Raw genomic sequence first — 16,921 nt, forward strand, 5'->3', positions numbered from 1 at the left:
GATCCCATGCACTTCTGGCCAAAGCTCGACCCTCAGGGCGAACCGGCCCCCACACACGACCCTTACGTCCACATCAGGCACACTCGAACTCCGGAGAACACCGGATCGACAGAACAGGGGCGAACAGGGCCGACACCCCGTCAGAAGCGGGAACGGGCCAGCCCCCTGAGGCCACGAAAGGGGAATAACGACGGAACCACACCACAGGTTCCGGTTCACCCTCGTTGCCCGGCGTGACCCGCCGTGATACACAGAGTGACGATACGACCCTTCGTTTACCGTTCCGCACCCCCCGTTAGGGGCCCACGCGGGTCGGCGGCAAGGGATCCGTACGAAAACCGCCAATCAATGACGCCAAGTCGACATACGACAGCGTCATTGTCGGCGAGAATGGGCCCGACCTCTGCGCACCCGCGCGGAGGTGTGCGGTGCGAACGCCGAGGCGCACGCGCCGCACAGCACCGAAGACAACAGAACTACCCACTAGGGGCGGTGACTTACATGTTCGTTGCGGCCGACAAGGGCGACATCACCACCATCATCGGCGGAATCGCCCCCGACTGGGGGCCTTTCGGCAGCCTGGGCAACGAAGCACGCGTGATGATCGAGGTCGTGATGGCGATCGCCATCCTCCTCTGCCTCGGCATCGCGATCTGGGGTGCGGCCAAACAGCGCATCGGCGCGACCGCCCTCCGTGACACCTTCAGTGCCGAACAGGGCAAGGGCCTCATCATCGCCGGCCTCACCGGCGTCTTCATCATCGGCTCACTGGGCACGCTCTTCACCATCGTGTACGGCATGGCCGTGTAGCGCCGCGGCCGGCCCTCGTCCCGGCCGGGCACGCCAGCTTCGCCCGGTTCCCCCTCCCACCCCACCCGTCCGTCGTGCCCACCGGCTGAGGTTGCGTTTCCCTGATGTCGAGTCTCCACACCGCGCCCGCGCGGGAACCAGCGCGGCTACCGTCGTACTGCTACGCCTTTCGGTACGACGTCGAAGTTGAAGGGGCGACTGCGGCATGAGTCTCGGCGACGAGCACGGGTACGAGTCCTCGCGCACCGGTGACGACGGGGCGTACGGGGGGTACGCGGGCACCGGCCAGACCCGGACCCGCCTCCCCGAAGGCGACGCCCCCTACGGCGGGGCACCCCGCCGCCCCCGCTCCTCCTCCAGAAGCCTCGTCACCATCGTCGGCGTGGTCGTCCTCCTCATCGCCGCGATCGCCTTCGCGAACCGGGGAGGCGGCGACACCGACACGGGTTCCGGCGACGCCAAGACGGAGACGGCGCCTACGGCGGCTTCGGGAGAGCGGCCGATCACCACGAAGACCGGCGGCATCCCCTCCGGCTTCGCCCACGATGAACAGGGCGCCGAATCGGCGGCCGCCAACTACTCCGTGGTGCTGGTCTCGGCCGACATCCTCAAACCCGTCCGGCGAAGTGAGATCGTGCAGCAGGTCTTCGTGGCCGAGAAGGTCGCCGATTTGGAGAACAGCCTCAACAAGGCTTACAACGCGAACTTCCTGGCCGACGTCGGCTTGGACGAGAACGGCAATGCCCCGTCCGGCAGCACCTACGTCTCACGGACCATGCCGGTCGGCACCAAGGCCACGAGCTACTCGGACAGCACCGCGACCGTCGAGGTCTGGTGCACCGGTGTCTTCGGCACAGCATCTGAGGACACCACCAGCCCGGTCACCAGCGACTGGTTCACCATGACCCTGAAGCTGCGCTGGACCGACGATGACTGGAAGGTCGAGAGCTTCGCCCAGAAGGAAGGCCCCGCGCCGGTCAACGGTGACAACAAGGTCTCGACTGCTGACGAGATCTCGAAGGCCGTCGAGGAGTACGGAGGGTTCACTTATGCCCGGTAGGTCACACCACGTACTCAAGGTCACCGCAGTCCTCACAGGTGTTCAGACCACGGCTGTTCTGCTGGCCACCAAGGCAACTGCGGCGCCCACCCCTTCGCCCTCTCCCTCGGCCTCCGACGACCGCTGCGATCTCATCGTCGGCCCCGCCAAGGACTACTGCGAACGAGGCGCCGGCGAAAAAGGCGACACCAGCACCCTCCCCAACGACGTAACCACCACCCTCGACCCCCTCTCCTCCCTCGCCCAAGGCTGCGCCGACGCCGCCTCCTGGACCGTCGACAAGCTCTCCGAAGCCGTCAACGAGACCGCGGACGTCGACTTCACGAACCTCACGTTCCTGAAGCAGTACGCCGTCGTCTTCGCGGCCTCGGCGATCCTCACGCTCGTGCTGTGGCTGCTCGCGGTCACCAAGCGAGCCGTCCGGGGCGTGCCGCTCATGACCGCGATGTCGGAGGCCATCGGCTTCCTCTGGCTGACCGTGCTGGCGTCAGCCTTCACCCCGCTGATCCTCTACACCGTCGTCTCGGCCACCGACGGCGTCAGCGACATCATCGCCCAGACGACCGGCAACCAGACGGACACGTTCTTCGGCACGTTCTCCGAGGCCCTGAAGCAGGGCAACGACATCGGCGGCGGCCCGATCATGCTCATCCTGGTGTCGCTGATCTCCATCGTCGCCGCGGGCGTGCTGTACATGGAGCTGTTCCTGAGGGCCGTCCTGCTCTACGTCGGCGCCCTGCTCGGCGTGGTGGTCTACGCGGGCCTCGTCGACAAGGACCTGTGGGGTCATGTCCGCCGCTGGGCGGGCATCATGATCGCGATCATCCTCGTCAAGCCCGTCATCGTCATCGTGCTCGGCCTCGCAGGCGCCCTGACCACGGAGGAGGGCCCCGACTCCCTCGCCGCGATCGTCTCCGGCCTCGCCATCATCCTCCTCGCCATCTTCGCCTCAGGCATGATCTACCGCTTCGTCCCCGGCTTCGGCGACGAGATCGCCAACTCCCGCAACAACCGCATCATGCGCGGCGCCGAGGGCAAGGCCGCGGCCGTGATCAGCTCTCCGGCCAGCCTCGTCGCCCAGGGCATCAAGACCCACAGCTCCCGGGCCGACAACAACGGCGGCGGCGGCGGAAGCAGCGCCCCCCGCCCCGCCAACCCCGTATCCGGCGGCGTGGCCGCCCACAGCTCGCGCCCCGCGAACGGAGGCGGCGGAACTGTCCCCTCCGCCGCACCCCCGCCCCGGACGAGCCCGGTCAACACCCCCCACGCCGGCAACACCCGCAACAGCAATCGCACGGGAGGTGAAGGGCGTTGACGGCTGATTCCCACGCGGCCCATTTGTCCCATCCGGTCACGCCCCGCCGTACCTATCTGATCGGCCGCGCCCGGCCGAACGCGATCATCGGCCGGAACCGCGAGTCCGGCGAGATCGCGCTGATCATCGCGGGCGCGTTCCTCGGCATGATGTGCGGCCTCCTCGTCCCGGTGCTCGTCCCGCGCATCGCCCTGCTGACGGGCTTCCCGATGCTGGCGCTGGCCGCCGTGTACGTGCCGTACAAGCGGCGGACGTTCTACAAGTGGTTCGAGATCAACCGCAGTTACAAGCGCAGCCTGCGCCGCGGCACGACGTACCGCTCCGCCAACATGGAGGCCGGAACGCGCCTCGACGGCCGTGAGGTCGAGGTCGGGCCCCCGCCGGGTATCGGCCGCATCACCTGGCTGGCCGCGCCCTTCGGCCCCGACGAGATCGCCGTCCTCCTGCACGCCGACCGCCGGACCGTCACCGCGGCCATCGAGATCGAGGGCCCGGGCGTCGGCCTGCGCGACTCCGAGGACCAGGAAGCCCTCGTCGACCGCTTCGGCACCCTCCTCAAGCACGTGGCCAACGGCGACGGCTTCGTCACCCGCCTGCAGATTCTCGCCCGCACCCTCCCGGCCGACCCCGACGCCCACGCCAAGGACGTCGCCCAGCGCGGCGACGAGCGCGCCCCGGGCTGGCTGCAGCAGTCGTACGACCAGCTGCAGTCCATGGTCTCCACGAGCAGCGAGCAGCACCGCGCGTACCTCGTCGCCTGCATGCACTACACCCGCGAACTGGCCGCCGAGGGCCACGCCATGGCCCGCGCGGCCCGCCCCCACCAGGGCCGCAAGCTCGACAAGGACGCGGGCCTCGCCGTCGTCATGGCCCGCGAGCTGACGGACATCTGCTCGCGCCTCCAGGAGGCCGACATCCGCGTACGGCAGCCGCTGGGCCAGGGCCGCCTCTCCTCCCTCATCCACTCCATGTACGACCCGGACCACCCCATCGACCACATCCAGGCCATGACCAAGCGCAACGCCTGGCCGGCCGAGCTGGACGCGATGGAGCCGGACTACCTCCAGGCCAAGACCCGCGAGTCCTCCACCCGCGCCCCCTGGTGCCACGCCACGGCCTGGGTGAAGGAGTGGCCGATGACCCCGGTCGGCGTCAACTTCCTGGCGCCGCTCCTGGTCCACACCCCGGACGTCATCCGCACCGTCGCCGTCACGATGGACCTCGAACCCACCGAGGTCGCCATCGAGCGCATGCTGACGGAGAAGACGAACGACGAGGCGGAGGCATCCCGCGCCGCCAAGATGAACCGGACCGTCGACCCCCGTGACGTGGCCTCCCACTCCCGCCTCGACCAGCGCGGCGAGGACCTCGCGAGCGGCGCGGCCGGCGTCAACCTGGTCGGCTACATCACCGTCTCCTCCCGTTCCCCGGAGGCGCTGGCACGTGACAAGCGGACGATAAGGGCCTCGGCCGGCAAGTCGTATCTGAAGCTGGAGTGGTGCGACCGCGAACACCACCGGGCCTTCGTCAACACGCTCCCGTTCGCCACCGGAATCCGAAGGTAGGGCCACCGCGATGCGGGATCATCCGGACCAACACCAGCAGGAGTCACCGCCAGGGTCGGTTCCCGAGACCGGCCGGGTGCCAGAGGCCGCTCGCCTGCCGCGGCCAGGACAGGAGGTACGTCGCTGATGCGGGACCCGATGTCCGCCCTCACGGACGCCTTCACGTCCTTCCTCTTCGGCAAGGTCGAGACGACCCGCCTCCCCGTACGCACCTCCACGGGCCAGGCCCAGGCGGTCTACCTCCCGACCGCCGCCCCCGGCCTCGGCGACTCCGGCGTGATCATCGGCCGCGAGGTCTACTCCGGCAAGGGCTACATCTACGACCCCTTCCAGCTCTACGGCCAGCAGCTCCCCGCCCCGCACTGGCTCGTCCTCGGCGAGTCCGGCAACGGCAAGTCGGCCCTGGAGAAGACGTACGTCCTGAGGCAGCTGCGCTTCCGCGACCGCCAGGTCGTCGTCCTCGACGCCCAGGGCGAGGACGGCGTCGGCGAATGGAACCTCATCGCGGAGGAGCTGGGAATAACTCCCATCCGCCTGGACCCGACGGCCGCCCTGGACCACGGCATCCGCCTCAACCCCCTCGACCCCTCGATCACCACGACCGGCCAGCTCGCGCTGCTCCGGACGATCATCGAGGTCGCGATGGGCCACGGCCTGGACGAGCGCTCCGGCTTCGCCCTCAAGGTCGCCCACGCCTACGTCAACGAGACCATCGTCGAACGTCAGCCGGTCCTCACCGACATCGTCGAGCAACTCCGCCACCCCGAGCCGGAGTCCGCGGAGGCGATGAACGTCGCCATAGACGACGTACGGGCGTGGGGCCTGGACGTGGCGCTGGTCCTGGACCGCCTGGTCGACGGTGACCTGCGCGGCATGTTCGACGGCCCGACGACGGTCGGCATCGACCTCGACGCGCCGCTCATCGTCTTCGACCTGAGCCACATCGACCGCAACTCCATCGCCATGCCCATCCTCATGGCGATCGTCGGCGTGTGGCTGGAGCACACCTGGATCCGCCCCGACCGGAAGAAGCGCATCTTCCTGGTCGAGGAGGCCTGGCACATCATCAACAGCCCCTTCGTCGCCCAGCTCTTCCAGCGCCTGCTGAAGTTCGGCCGACGCCTCGGTCTGTCCTTCGTCGCGGTCGTCCACCACCTGTCCGACGTGGTCGACGGCGCGGCGGCGAAGGAGGCCTCGGCCATCCTCAAGATGGCCTCGACACGGACGATCTACGCCCAGAAGGCGGACGAGGCGAGAGCGACGGGACGCGTACTGGGCCTGCCGCGCTGGGCGGTGGAGATCATTCCCACCCTCACCCCCGGTATCGCCGTCTGGGACGTCAACGGCAACGTACAGGTGGTCAAACACCTGATCACCGAGACCGAACGCCCCCTGGTCTTCACCGACCGCGCGATGACCGAATCGTCCGTCGACCACCTGATGGACCAGGACGACGCCTTCCACGCCGCCGAACTGGAGGCCGAGGAACGGGCGGCCGCGTTCGTTGCACAGCAACTGAGCGAGGTCGACGGATACGGCTCCTCCGAGTCGACGGTGGCCTGACCGAGACCAGGAACGAGCGGGACCAGGAACGAGCGGGACCGAGCAGGCAGGGCAAGGGAACGGCGTGAACGGCGTGAACGGCGGCGGAGGAAACGGCGTGAACGGCGGCGTGCGATGAGACCGGGCGACCGGCGCCCCGAGCAGGGCGGAGGCGGCGTCCCCGACGGGCTGCTGATCGCCCTCCTCGGCTTCCTGGTGGGCCTGACCCTGCTGGTCTGGTCCGCCACCGGCCTGGCCGGCCTCTTCGCCCACGGCGCCTGGCCCGACGCCATCACCTTCACCCGTACGCCCCTGGCCGTACGCAGCCTGGTCTCGAACCCCCAGGACCTCGCCGCGGCCTGGCCGGACACCCCCGCCGCCCAGCTCTCCGGCTACGGCCTCTTCTGGGGCCTCTTCATCGGCCAGCTCATGATCCTCCTCGTCCTGACCGTCTTCGTGATGGGCACACTGGCCCGCTGGCGGTCCGTACGAGCCCGGGAGAAGGCGGCACGAGCCCAGGGAAAGAGCAGCGGCGCGTCGACGACTGCCCCGACCGAGGCCCAGGGCCACACCACACCACACACCACGCCGTACGCCACACCGCACGCCGCTGGGTACGCCCACAGCCCGGACCCGAGGGCCGGCGCCCCCGGCGGGCCGGCCACCCCACCTGTCCCACCGCACACCGGAAGACACACCGGCGGCCTCGCTCCCCCCGCCGGGTTCCCTGCCGCGCCCTCCACACCCTCCACGCCGGTCCCCGAGCCGCGGCACGGCCCGCCCTCTGCTCCGCTCGTCCCGGCGACCGAGGCTCCTCGCGCGGCCCCGCCCGGCCCGCACCCCACCACCCCCCTGACCCTCGCGACCGGTACGGAACCCGCCGCTCCGCCCGCCCACCCCCGGCCCGGAGGAACCGAAGCCCCGGCCGCCCTCCACACCGGCGGCTGGGCAAGCGCGCCCCCCTCGGTCGTCCTCGGCCCCGCCGAATCCCGTCGCCCCGCCGCCACCCAGGCCGTACGGGACGCCGAGGGCCCTGCCCTGGTGGTCACGTCCGACCCCACCCTCTGGTCGGACACGAAGGACGCCCGCGCGAAGCTGGGCCCGGTCCTCCTCTACGACCCCGCACACCGCTGCGACACCCCGGCCCGCCTCCACTGGTCCCCCATCGCCGGCTGCGAGGACAAGCCGACGGCACTGGCCAGGGCGATCGCCCTCCTCGCCCCCATCCGCCCCACCGCCAGGCTCGACCAAGCGATGGCGGACACGGCGGAAACCCTCCTGCGCAGCTACCTCCACGCCGCCGCCATAGACACCCGCACCATCCGCCACCTGCACCGCTGGGCCCAGGGCAGCAACGTCCAGGAAGCGGTACGCACCCTCCGTACGAACCCGAAAGCGGCTCCCGGCGCGGCGGGCGAACTGGAGTCGGCGCTCACCTCGCACCCCGAACGCCGGGACATCGCCCAGCAGTTGACGGCCCGAGCCCTCTCGGCCCTTTCCACGGTCAACGTCCGGGAATCCTGCACCCCGAACCGAGCCGACTCCCTCGTCCTGGATTCCTTCGTGCACGAGGGGGGAACGCTCTATGTGGTCGGCGACCCCATCGAGGACCCCAAGGCGAACCCTTCCGCGATGCCGCTTCTGACGGCCCTCGCCTCAAGCGTGGTCGAGCGCGGCCGGCGCATGGCCGAACGGTCATCCTCCGGCCGCCTCGACCCACCACTCACCCTGGTCCTGGACGACGTGGCAGCCGTGGCCCCGCTCCCCCAGCTCCCCCAGCTCCTGACCAGCGGCCCCGACCAGGGCCTCCCCACCCTGGCCCTCCTCCGCTCCCGCGAACAGGCCAGATCCCGCTGGCCCCACCACGAACTCCCGCTGCCGTAAAGGCCACGGGGACCGTCACCCGGCCGACGCCCCGCTCTCGCCCTCATACTCGCCCTCATACTCGCCCTCGTGCTCACCCTCCTGAGACACCGCGTACCCGGGCACGGACGGCCACCGCACGGTCAGCACCACCGACTCCTCCTCGGCGACCCAGGAGTGGTCCACCCCGCGCCCCCAGACGACATAGTCGCCCTGGCGCTCCAACACGACGCTACGGCCGGGAAAGTCGACCCGGAAGCGACCGCTGATCAGCACCTGCAGGGCGGTACGTTCCTCGCCCCGGACCCACTGCGCGCGTGTGTCGCCCCGCGGATGAACACCCCATTTGATCTCCACCGCCTCACTCCGGCGAGGATCACCGTCCGCCTTGAACTGCCCGAGCAGCCAGCCCCGGTCCATGGCCGCGTCCTTGCCCGCATTGCCCACGTACACGCTGTCGTCCATGCCGCCGAAGCTAACACCAGCCCGTCCGGCGCCCGCGCCTACGCCGGCTCCAGCACGTACTCCAACTCCCGCCCCTCGTCCCCCTCTACGGTCACCCCGCTGCCCACGAAGCCTGCCCGCCGATAGAACGCCGCGGCCCGTCCGTTCCCCTCGTTCACGAACAACCGCACCCGCTCGACGCCGACTCCTCGGGCCCACTCCACCGCGACCGCGAACATCGCCTCTCCCAGGCCCTTCCCCCGATGCCCGTCCCGCAGGAACACCCCCACCAGATGCCCCTGCCGCCGCTCGACGATCCCTCCGAAGAAGTCCCGCGTCCCGGCCTCCTCCACGAGCACGGTCACCGTCCCGACCCATGCACCGTCCTCGCTCTCCACAACGAACTGCTGCCGCTCCCGAACCCCCTCCGCGGCCTTCTCCGTCCGCTCCTTCCAGAACGCGTCGGACCGCGCCAGGGCATCCTCGTAGGTCTCCAGAAACGCGAGATGCGCCACCGGGTCCAACAACGCGGCCAACCGCAACTCCCGTACGGCCCGCCACTCATCAGCGCGAACGGCCCGCACCACATACCCCTCGGGCACAGCGCCCTCGGCACCCCTCAGCAGATCCATACCGGCGACGCTAGCCTCACGCTTTCATGAAGCAGGCTGTCCGGCAGGTGGTCAGCTCAGCAAAAAGTGCCCCTGACCAGCAAGAATGAGGATTGTCGAGGTCCTTGTTCCCGCTGAAACCAGAGGCACTTTCCAGGTGAAGGTGCGACACGAGGTCGCGTGTGTTGAGTGGGCTCTTTTGGAGAGGGGGTCGGCGATGGCGTCGGCGACAGAGTAGCCCCGGGTCAGTGTCCGATGACCTGTCCCCACCCGGACATGCGTCGCTGGTAACGGCGGGGTGTGAAGCTCCGGGGGAAAAGCCCAAGTGCCCTCGTTCCACCCGAGGGCAACAGGCAAGGGGAAGACCGGACGGGTGAATAACCGTGAACCCTTGATGACGTCTCGTGAGAGAAAGCCCCGCCGGTGGGAAGCAACAGCGGGGTGCAGGGCAGGCCGCTGGAACGCGGCAGGCGCCGGGCGGATGCTTCACGCCGCCCGGGAGGACACCGCCGCCCCGGGATATAGAGGGCACCCAACCCGGTCGCAGCTCAGGCACACGGAACGTGGAAACCCCGACGGAAGCCGCCCGTCCATACCGGACGGGCGGTGGGCTGACCGTGAGGAAGGCTGATGTTTCCGGCGGGAAAGGACGGCTCAAGAAGCGAAGGCCGGCACGCCGAAAGGCCGGAGGAAACCAAGGCAGCTACGGACGGTGGACTCTCCGCCGCCGCTTTGGCCAACTCGCCGGATACGGACCGATGTCCGAGTCCGAAAGGACGCTGACGTGAGCCGGGTGAGCCTGTGAGGAGGGACGATGACAGCAGCGACAGCACTGAAGGACAAGTTGGACGCCCCGGCCCCGGCCGGGGTGAACGGACCGGAGGGCGGCTTCGTGGACTGGCCCAGCATCGACTGGGACCAGGCGGACAAAGACGTACGCCGTCTGCGCCAACGCATCTTCACGGCATCGAAGGAAGGGGACCTGGCGAAGGTCAGGAACCTGCAGAAGCTGATGCTCCGGAGCCTGAGCAACACGCTGGTCAGCGTGCGGCGGGTGACGGAGATCAACGCCGGACGCAAGACGGCGGGGATCGACGATCAGGTCGTACTCACCGCCTCGGGCAAGTCGGAACTGGTGCGCTTCATCCAGCAGCGCGGCAGTAACTGGCAGGCTCGCGCGGTCCGGCGGGTGTTCATCCCAAAGGCGGGAGGACGCAAGCGGCGCCCGCTCGGCATCCCCGTCATCGTCGACCGGGCTCACCAAGCCCGTGTCTCGGCGGCGCTGGAACCTGAGTGGGAGGCCCGGTTCGAGGCAAGGTCGTACGGCTTTCGCCCGGGCAGGGGCTGCCATGACGCGATCGGGGTCATCTTCAATACGCTCAGCGGCAAGAACCCGCAGCGCGTGTGGATCCTGGACGCGGACCTGGCGGCGGCATTCGACCGCATCGATCACGACCAGCTTCTGGCCGGGCTCGGCACTTTCCCCGCTCGGGGACTGGTCCGGCAATGGCTGAAGGCCGGGGTCGTGGAACGCGGGAGATTCACACCGACCGAGGAGGGGACTCCCCAGGGCGGCGTGATCAGCCCCGTGCTGCTGAATATCGCTCTGCATGGGATGGAGATGGCTGCGGGCGTGCGGTATCACCCTTCGGGCCGACGGGCCGGAGAAATCATGCCGAACGCTCCTGTGCTGGTCAGATACGCTGACGACCTCGTGGCGATATGCCACAGCCGCGCTGCGGCTGAGCAGGTCAAGGCACGGCTTGCCGAGTGGCTCGCGCCCCGGGGGCTGGTCTTCAACGAGGACAAGACGCAAATCGTCCACGCGGAAACCGGCTTCGACTTCCTCGGGTTCAACGTGCGCCGCTACCGCAGCGGCAAGCTACTGATCAAGCCCAGCAAAGCGGCCGTCAAGCGGATCCGGGGCAGACTGCGGGAGGAAATCCGGGCCCTTCGTGGCGCGGAGCCTGCGGCAGTACTGCGGACGCTCAATCCGATCGTTCGCGGATGGGCGGCCTACTACCGGACGGTGGTGTCCAAAGAGGTCTTCGCCTCGCTGGACGCCTACCTATGGCAGCTCACCTACCGGTGGGCGCTGCCCAGGCACCCGAAGAAGCCGAGGCGCTGGATCATGAGGCGGTACTTCGGTCGCTTCAATCCTGCACGTCAGGACAATTGGGTGTTCGGTGACCGCGACAGCGGCGCCTACCTGGTCCGGTTCGCCTGGACGAAAATCATCCGGCATCAGCTGGTCAGGGGTGGGGCGTCCCCGGATGACCCTGCTCTGACCGACTACTGGGCCGACCGCCGTCGCAAGGGCGCCCCGCTGCCGCTGGACCGGGCCACCATGCGTCTACTGAAGATGCAGGCGGGCCGCTGCCATCGGTGCGGGCAACTGCTCCTGCACGCAGACCGGTCCCCGCAGTCCCCAAGGGAGTGGGAGCAGTGGCTCCGCACCACCCGGAAAGCGATCAAGACCCAAAACATCGCTTACCAGGGGACGAAGACGCCGGATGGGGTTCAACTCCGCCTCACCCACGCCTCATGCCGTCAACGCCTATACGTGGACGGCCGCGAGGAAACCCTGCACACCGGAGAGCCTTCGGGGCTTGCTTGAGCCGTATGCGCGGATGACGTGCACGTACGGTTCTGAGGGGGCCGGAGTCCAGCAATGGACTCCGGCTACCCGACCAGCCTATAGGTTCCTATCCCCGTGTGCGTGTTCAGGGTGACGGCCGTCAGGTCTTCTCCCAGGTCGGGTCCGTCCTGCTGGTCGAAACGGTCCGCAAAGCCGGTCTCGACCGGGTGTTGTCCTCAGCGCTTGCTCCGTGGCGGAAGCCGCGGGCCGTCCACGACCCGGCCAAGATCCTCCTGGACGTCGCGCTGGCGGTCGCACTCGGCGGGGACTGTCTCGCCGACATCGCAACGCTGCGGGCCGAGCCGGCCGTGTTCGGGCCGGTCGCCTCCGACCCGACGGTCTCCCGCCTGATCGACACCCTTGCCGCCTCGAGCGAGAAGGCACTGACCGCCATCCGCGCGGCCCGGTCCGAAGTCCGCGTCCGGGTCTGGACGTTGGCCCGCGACCGGGCTCCGGACGCCGGTGGGCAGGTCACCGTGGATCTGGACGGAGTGCTGGTCATCGCCCACTCGGACAAGCAGGACGCCGCCCCGACCTGGAAGAAGACCTACGGTCACCACCCGCTGATGGGCTTCGTCGACCACGGCCCCGGTGGCACCGGTGAACCTGTCGCCTCCCTTCTGAGGGCGGGCAACGCGGGCTCGAACACGGCCGCCGACCACATCGAGGCCGCCCGCCTCTCCCTCGCCCAGCTGCCCACGAAGTACCGGCGCGGGCGGCAGACCTTGATCCGCTGCGATTCCGCGGGCGGCACCCACGAGTTCGTCGCCTGGCTCGCCCAGCGCGGGCGCTGGCTGTCCTACTCGGTCGGCATGGTGATCACCGAGGCCATTCACCAGCACGTTCTGAAGATCCCGGCATCGGCATGGACGCCGGCCGTCGAGACCGGCGGCGAGGTCCGCGACGGGGCCTGGGTCGCCGAACTCACCGGCGACCTGCTTGAGGGCTGGCCGAAGGGCATGCGGCTGATCGTCCGCAAGGAACGGCCGCATCCCGGGGCCCAGTTGAGAATCACGGATGCGGACGGCATGCGGATCACCTGCTTTGCTACCAACACCGCCGGCCGTCCCATCGCCGAACTCGAGCTCCGTCACCGGCTGCGGGCCCGGGCCGAGGACCGCATCCGAGCTGCCCGCGCGACGGGCCTGCGGAACCTGCCCCTGCACGACACCGCACAGAACAAGGTCTGGCTGGAGATCGTCCAGATCGCTCTCGACCTGCTGGCCTGGATGCCCATGCTCGCCCTGACCGGCCAGACCCGGCTCTGGGAACCCCGCCGCCTCCGCTTCCGCCTGTTCTCCGCAGCCGCCCAGCTCGTCACCACCGGCCGGCGCCGCATCCTCCGCCTCGCCCGCCACTGGCCCTGGACCCGGGAGATCACAGACGCCCTCGCACGGCTCGCACTCCTGCCGAACCCCGGCTGACCAGCAGCTTCCCTACCCCTGCGAGTAGCACCACCCCACCCGGAGCAGTGGAACCCGGCGCCCACCCGACGCGACACTCGGGCCCACGGCCTGCCCGGCATCAGCCACCGAAAGCGAAACGGCCCACCGACTCCGTCGGCGGACCGTCACGAAAGATCGAGGCTAGTACCGGGGTACCGCACCCTCCACCCAATTTCCCTCCGGAAACGCAAAAAGGCCCACACCATAAGGTGTGGGCCTTTCGCAATATTTGTTCGGCGGCGTCCTACTCTCCCACAGGGTCCCCCCTGCAGTACCATCGGCGCTGTAAGGCTTAGCTTCCGGGTTCGGAATGTAACCGGGCGTTTCCCTCACGCTATGACCACCGAAACACTATGAAACACTCAACCGCACCATCCCCCGTGACCAAACAAGGGAATGGGGTTGTTCGTGGTTTCAGAACCAACACAGTGGACGCGAGCAACTGAGGACAAGCCCTCGGCCTATTAGTACCAGTCAACTCCACCCGTTACCGGGCTTCCATATCTGGCCTATCAACCCAGTCGTCTACTGGGAGCCTTACCCCATCAAGTGGGTGGGAATACTCATCTCGAAGCAGGCTTCCCGCTTAGATGCTTTCAGCGGTTATCCCTCCCGAACGTAGCCAACCAGCCATGCCCTTGGCAGAACAACTGGCACACCAGAGGTTCGTCCGTCCCGGTCCTCTCGTACTAGGGACAGCCCTTCTCAATATTCCTGCGCGCGCAGCGGATAGGGACCGAACTGTCTCACGACGTTCTAAACCCAGCTCGCGTACCGCTTTAATGGGCGAACAGCCCAACCCTTGGGACCGACTCCAGCCCCAGGATGCGACGAGCCGACATCGAGGTGCCAAACCATCCCGTCGATATGGACTCTTGGGGAAGATCAGCCTGTTATCCCCGGGGTACCTTTTATCCGTTGAGCGACGGCGCTTCCACAAGCCACCGCCGGATCACTAGTCCCGACTTTCGTCCCTGCTCGACCCGTCGGTCTCACAGTCAAGCTCCCTTGTGCACTTACACTCAACACCTGATTGCCAACCAGGCTGAGGGAACCTTTGGGCGCCTCCGTTACCCTTTGGGAGGCAACCGCCCCAGTTAAACTACCCATCAGACACTGTCCCTGATCCGGATCACGGACCCAGGTTAGACATCCAGCACGACCAGACTGGTATTTCAACGACGACTCCCCCTGAACTGGCGTCCAGAGTTCACAGTCTCCCAGCTATCCTACACAAGCCGAACCGAACACCAATATCAAACTGTAGTAAAGGTCCCGGGGTCTTTCCGTCCTGCTGCGCGAAACGAGCATCTTTACTCGTAGTGCAATTTCACCGGGCCTATGGTTGAGACAGTCGAGAAGTCGTTACGCCATTCGTGCAGGTCGGAACTTACCCGACAAGGAATTTCGCTACCTTAGGATGGTTATAGTTACCACCGCCGTTTACTGGCGCTTAAGTTCTCAGCTTCGCCACCCCGAAGAGTGACTAACCGGTCCCCTTAACGTTCCAGCACCGGGCAGGCGTCAGTCCGTATACATCGCCTTACGGCTTCGCACGGACCTGTGTTTTTAGTAAACAGTCGCTTCTCGCTGGTCTCTGCGGCCACCCCCAGCTCGAGGAGCACGTCCTCTCACCAGTGATGGCCCCCCTTCTCCCGAAGTTACGGGGGCATTTTGCCGAGTTCCTTAACCATAGTTCACCCGAACGCCTCGGTATTCTCTACCAGACCACCTGAGTCGGTTTAGGGTACGGGCCGCCATGAAACTCGCTAGAGGCTTTTCTCGACAGCATAGGATCATCCACTTCACCACAATCGGCTCGGCATCAGGTCTCAGACTATTGCCAGGCGGATTTACCTACCTGACGTCCTACACCCTTACCCCGGGACAACCACCGCCCGGGATGGACTACCTTCCTGCGTCACCCCATCACTCACCTACTGCAAGTCTGGTCCGTCGGCTCCACCACTTCCCTTTCCCCGAAGGGTCCGGGACGGCTTCACGGACTTAGCATCGCCTGGTTCAATGTTTGACGCTTCACAGCGGGTACCGGAATATCAACCGGTTATCCATCGACTACGCCTGTCGGCCTCGCCTTAGGTCCCGACTTACCCTGGGCAGATCAGCTTGACCCAGGAACCCTTGGTCAATCGGCGCACACGTTTCTCACGTGTGTATCGCTACTCATGCCTGCATTCTCACTCGTGAACCGTCCACAACTCGCTTCCGCGGCTGCTTCACCCGGCACACGACGCTCCCCTACCCATCCCAGCCCCCGTTGGGGGTATGTGCTGGAATGACACGACTTCGGCGGTACGCTTGAGCCCCGCTACATTGTCGGCGCGGAATCACTAGACCAGTGAGCTATTACGCACTCTTTCAAGGGTGGCTGCTTCTAAGCCAACCTCCTGGTTGTCTGTGCGACTCCACATCCTTTCCCACTTAGCGTACGCTTAGGGGCCTTAGTCGATGCTCTGGGCTGTTTCCCTCTCGACCATGGAGCTTATCCCCCACAGTCTCACTGCCGCGCTCTCACTTACCGGCATTCGGAGTTTGGCTAAGGTCAGTAACCCGGTAGGGCCCATCGCCTATCCAGTGCTCTACCTCCGGCAAGAAACACACGACGCTGCACCTAAATGCATTTCGGGGAGAACCAGCTATCACGGAGTTTGATTGGCCTTTCACCCCTAACCACAGGTCATCCCCCAGGTTTTCAACCCTGGTGGGTTCGGTCCTCCACGAAGTCTTACCTCCGCTTCAACCTGCCCATGGCTAGATCACTCCGCTTCGGGTCTTGAGCGTGCTACTAAAGTCGCCCTGTTCGGACTCGCTTTCGCTACGGCTACCCCACCCGGGTTAACCTCGCAACACACCGCAAACTCGCAGGCTCATTCTTCAAAAGGCACGCAGTCACGAGACATGTGCAAGCACATATCCGACGCTCCCACGGCTTGTAGGCACACGGTTTCAGGTACTATTTCACTCCGCTCCCGCGGTACTTTTCACCATTCCCTCACGGTACTATCCGCTATCGGTCACCAGGGAATATTTAGGCTTAGCGGGTGGTCCCGCCAGATTCACACGGGATTTCTCGGGCCCCGTGCTACTTGGGTGTCTCTCAAACGAGCCGTACAGATTTCAGCTACGGGGGTCTTACCCTCTACGCCGGACCTTTCGCATGTCCTTCGCCTACCCATACGGTTTCTGACTCGCCGACCAGCCGGCAGACTGATCAAGAGAGATCCCACAACCCCGTATACGCAACCCCTGCCGGGTCTCACACGCATACGGTTTGGCCTCATCCGGTTTCGCTCGCCACTACTCCCGGAATCACGGTTGTTTTCTCTTCCTGCGGGTACTGAGATGTTTCACTTCCCCGCGTTCCCTCCACTTGCCCTATGTGTTCAGGCAAGGGTGACAGCCCATGACGACTGCCGGGTTTCCCCATTCGGACACCCCCGGATCAAAGCCTGGTTGACGACTCCCCGGGGCCTATCGTGGCCTCCCACGTCCTTCATCGGTTCCTGGTGCCAAGGCATCCACCGTGCGCCCTTAAAAACTTGGCCACAGATGCTCGCGTCCACTGTGCAGTTCTCAAACAACGACCAACCACCCATCACCCCGGACC

At 66.7% G+C, this 16,921-nt stretch carries 10 protein-coding genes and 2 rRNA genes; 8 read left to right on the top strand and 4 right to left on the bottom strand.

The window, feature by feature from the left end; genetic code table 11:
• The first annotated feature begins 501 nt into the window (after positions 1-501).
• The 6 genes from OG202_RS23520 (at position 502) to OG202_RS23545 (ending at position 8,176) form a co-directional block, all read left to right on the top strand.
• Positions 502-810 (top strand): hypothetical protein, encoded by a 309-nt coding sequence (locus tag OG202_RS23520; protein ID WP_005476966.1) that lies wholly within the window; start codon positions 502-504, stop codon positions 808-810.
• A gap of 205 nt (positions 811-1,015) precedes the next feature.
• Positions 1,016-1,870: a hypothetical protein gene (locus tag OG202_RS23525; RefSeq protein WP_328223545.1), complete on the top strand. Its 855-nt coding sequence runs from the start codon at positions 1,016-1,018 to the stop codon at positions 1,868-1,870.
• The gene (locus tag OG202_RS23530) at positions 1,860-3,185 is read left to right on the top strand and encodes a hypothetical protein (RefSeq protein ID WP_328223547.1); all 1,326 of its coding nucleotides are present in this window, start codon (positions 1,860-1,862) and stop codon (positions 3,183-3,185) included. The genes OG202_RS23525 and OG202_RS23530 overlap by 11 nt, the downstream gene beginning before the upstream one ends.
• Before the next feature lie 23 nt (positions 3,186-3,208).
• Entirely contained in the window at positions 3,209-4,750 is a 1,542-nt protein-coding gene (locus tag OG202_RS23535) for an SCO6880 family protein (RefSeq protein ID WP_405896065.1), read from the top strand.
• A gap of 126 nt (positions 4,751-4,876) precedes the next feature.
• Positions 4,877-6,313 carry an ATP-binding protein gene (locus OG202_RS23540; RefSeq protein ID WP_328223550.1) on the top strand — a complete coding sequence of 479 codons (1,437 nt, stop codon included), beginning with the start codon at positions 4,877-4,879 and terminating at the stop codon, positions 6,311-6,313.
• Positions 6,314-6,427: 114 nt separating this feature from the next.
• Entirely contained in the window at positions 6,428-8,176 is a 1,749-nt protein-coding gene (locus tag OG202_RS23545; RefSeq protein WP_328223552.1) for a type IV secretory system conjugative DNA transfer family protein, read from the top strand.
• Between the two features lie 15 nt (positions 8,177-8,191).
• Here the strand turns inward: OG202_RS23545 and OG202_RS23550 are convergent, their stop codons facing one another.
• Positions 8,192-8,620, bottom strand: coding sequence for a signal peptidase I (locus tag OG202_RS23550; RefSeq protein ID WP_327728917.1), 429 nt, complete (start codon positions 8,618-8,620; stop codon positions 8,192-8,194).
• 38 nt (positions 8,621-8,658) lie between these two features.
• Entirely contained in the window at positions 8,659-9,231 is a 573-nt protein-coding gene (locus tag OG202_RS23555; RefSeq protein ID WP_327728916.1) for a GNAT family N-acetyltransferase, read from the bottom strand.
• A 793-nt stretch (positions 9,232-10,024) separates the two neighbouring features.
• Between OG202_RS23555 and ltrA the strand changes: the two genes are divergently transcribed.
• Together ltrA and OG202_RS23565 are read left to right on the top strand one after the other, a co-directional pair.
• Positions 10,025-11,827 (top strand): group II intron reverse transcriptase/maturase, encoded by a 1,803-nt coding sequence (gene ltrA / locus OG202_RS23560; RefSeq protein WP_328222294.1) that lies wholly within the window; start codon positions 10,025-10,027, stop codon positions 11,825-11,827.
• Positions 11,828-11,907: 80 nt separating this feature from the next.
• Positions 11,908-13,272, top strand: coding sequence for an IS1380 family transposase (locus OG202_RS23565; protein WP_328224715.1), 1,365 nt, complete (start codon positions 11,908-11,910; stop codon positions 13,270-13,272).
• 252 nt (positions 13,273-13,524) lie between these two features.
• Here OG202_RS23565 and rrf read toward each other — a convergent pair.
• Positions 13,525-13,641 (bottom strand): 5S ribosomal RNA (gene rrf, locus OG202_RS23570).
• A 96-nt stretch (positions 13,642-13,737) separates the two neighbouring features.
• Positions 13,738-16,859: ribosomal RNA gene (locus OG202_RS23575) — 23S ribosomal RNA — on the bottom strand.
• Positions 16,860-16,921 lie beyond the last annotated feature (62 nt).

The organism is Streptomyces sp. NBC_00310, assembly GCF_036208085.1.
Classification (GTDB): domain Bacteria; phylum Actinomycetota; class Actinomycetes; order Streptomycetales; family Streptomycetaceae; genus Streptomyces.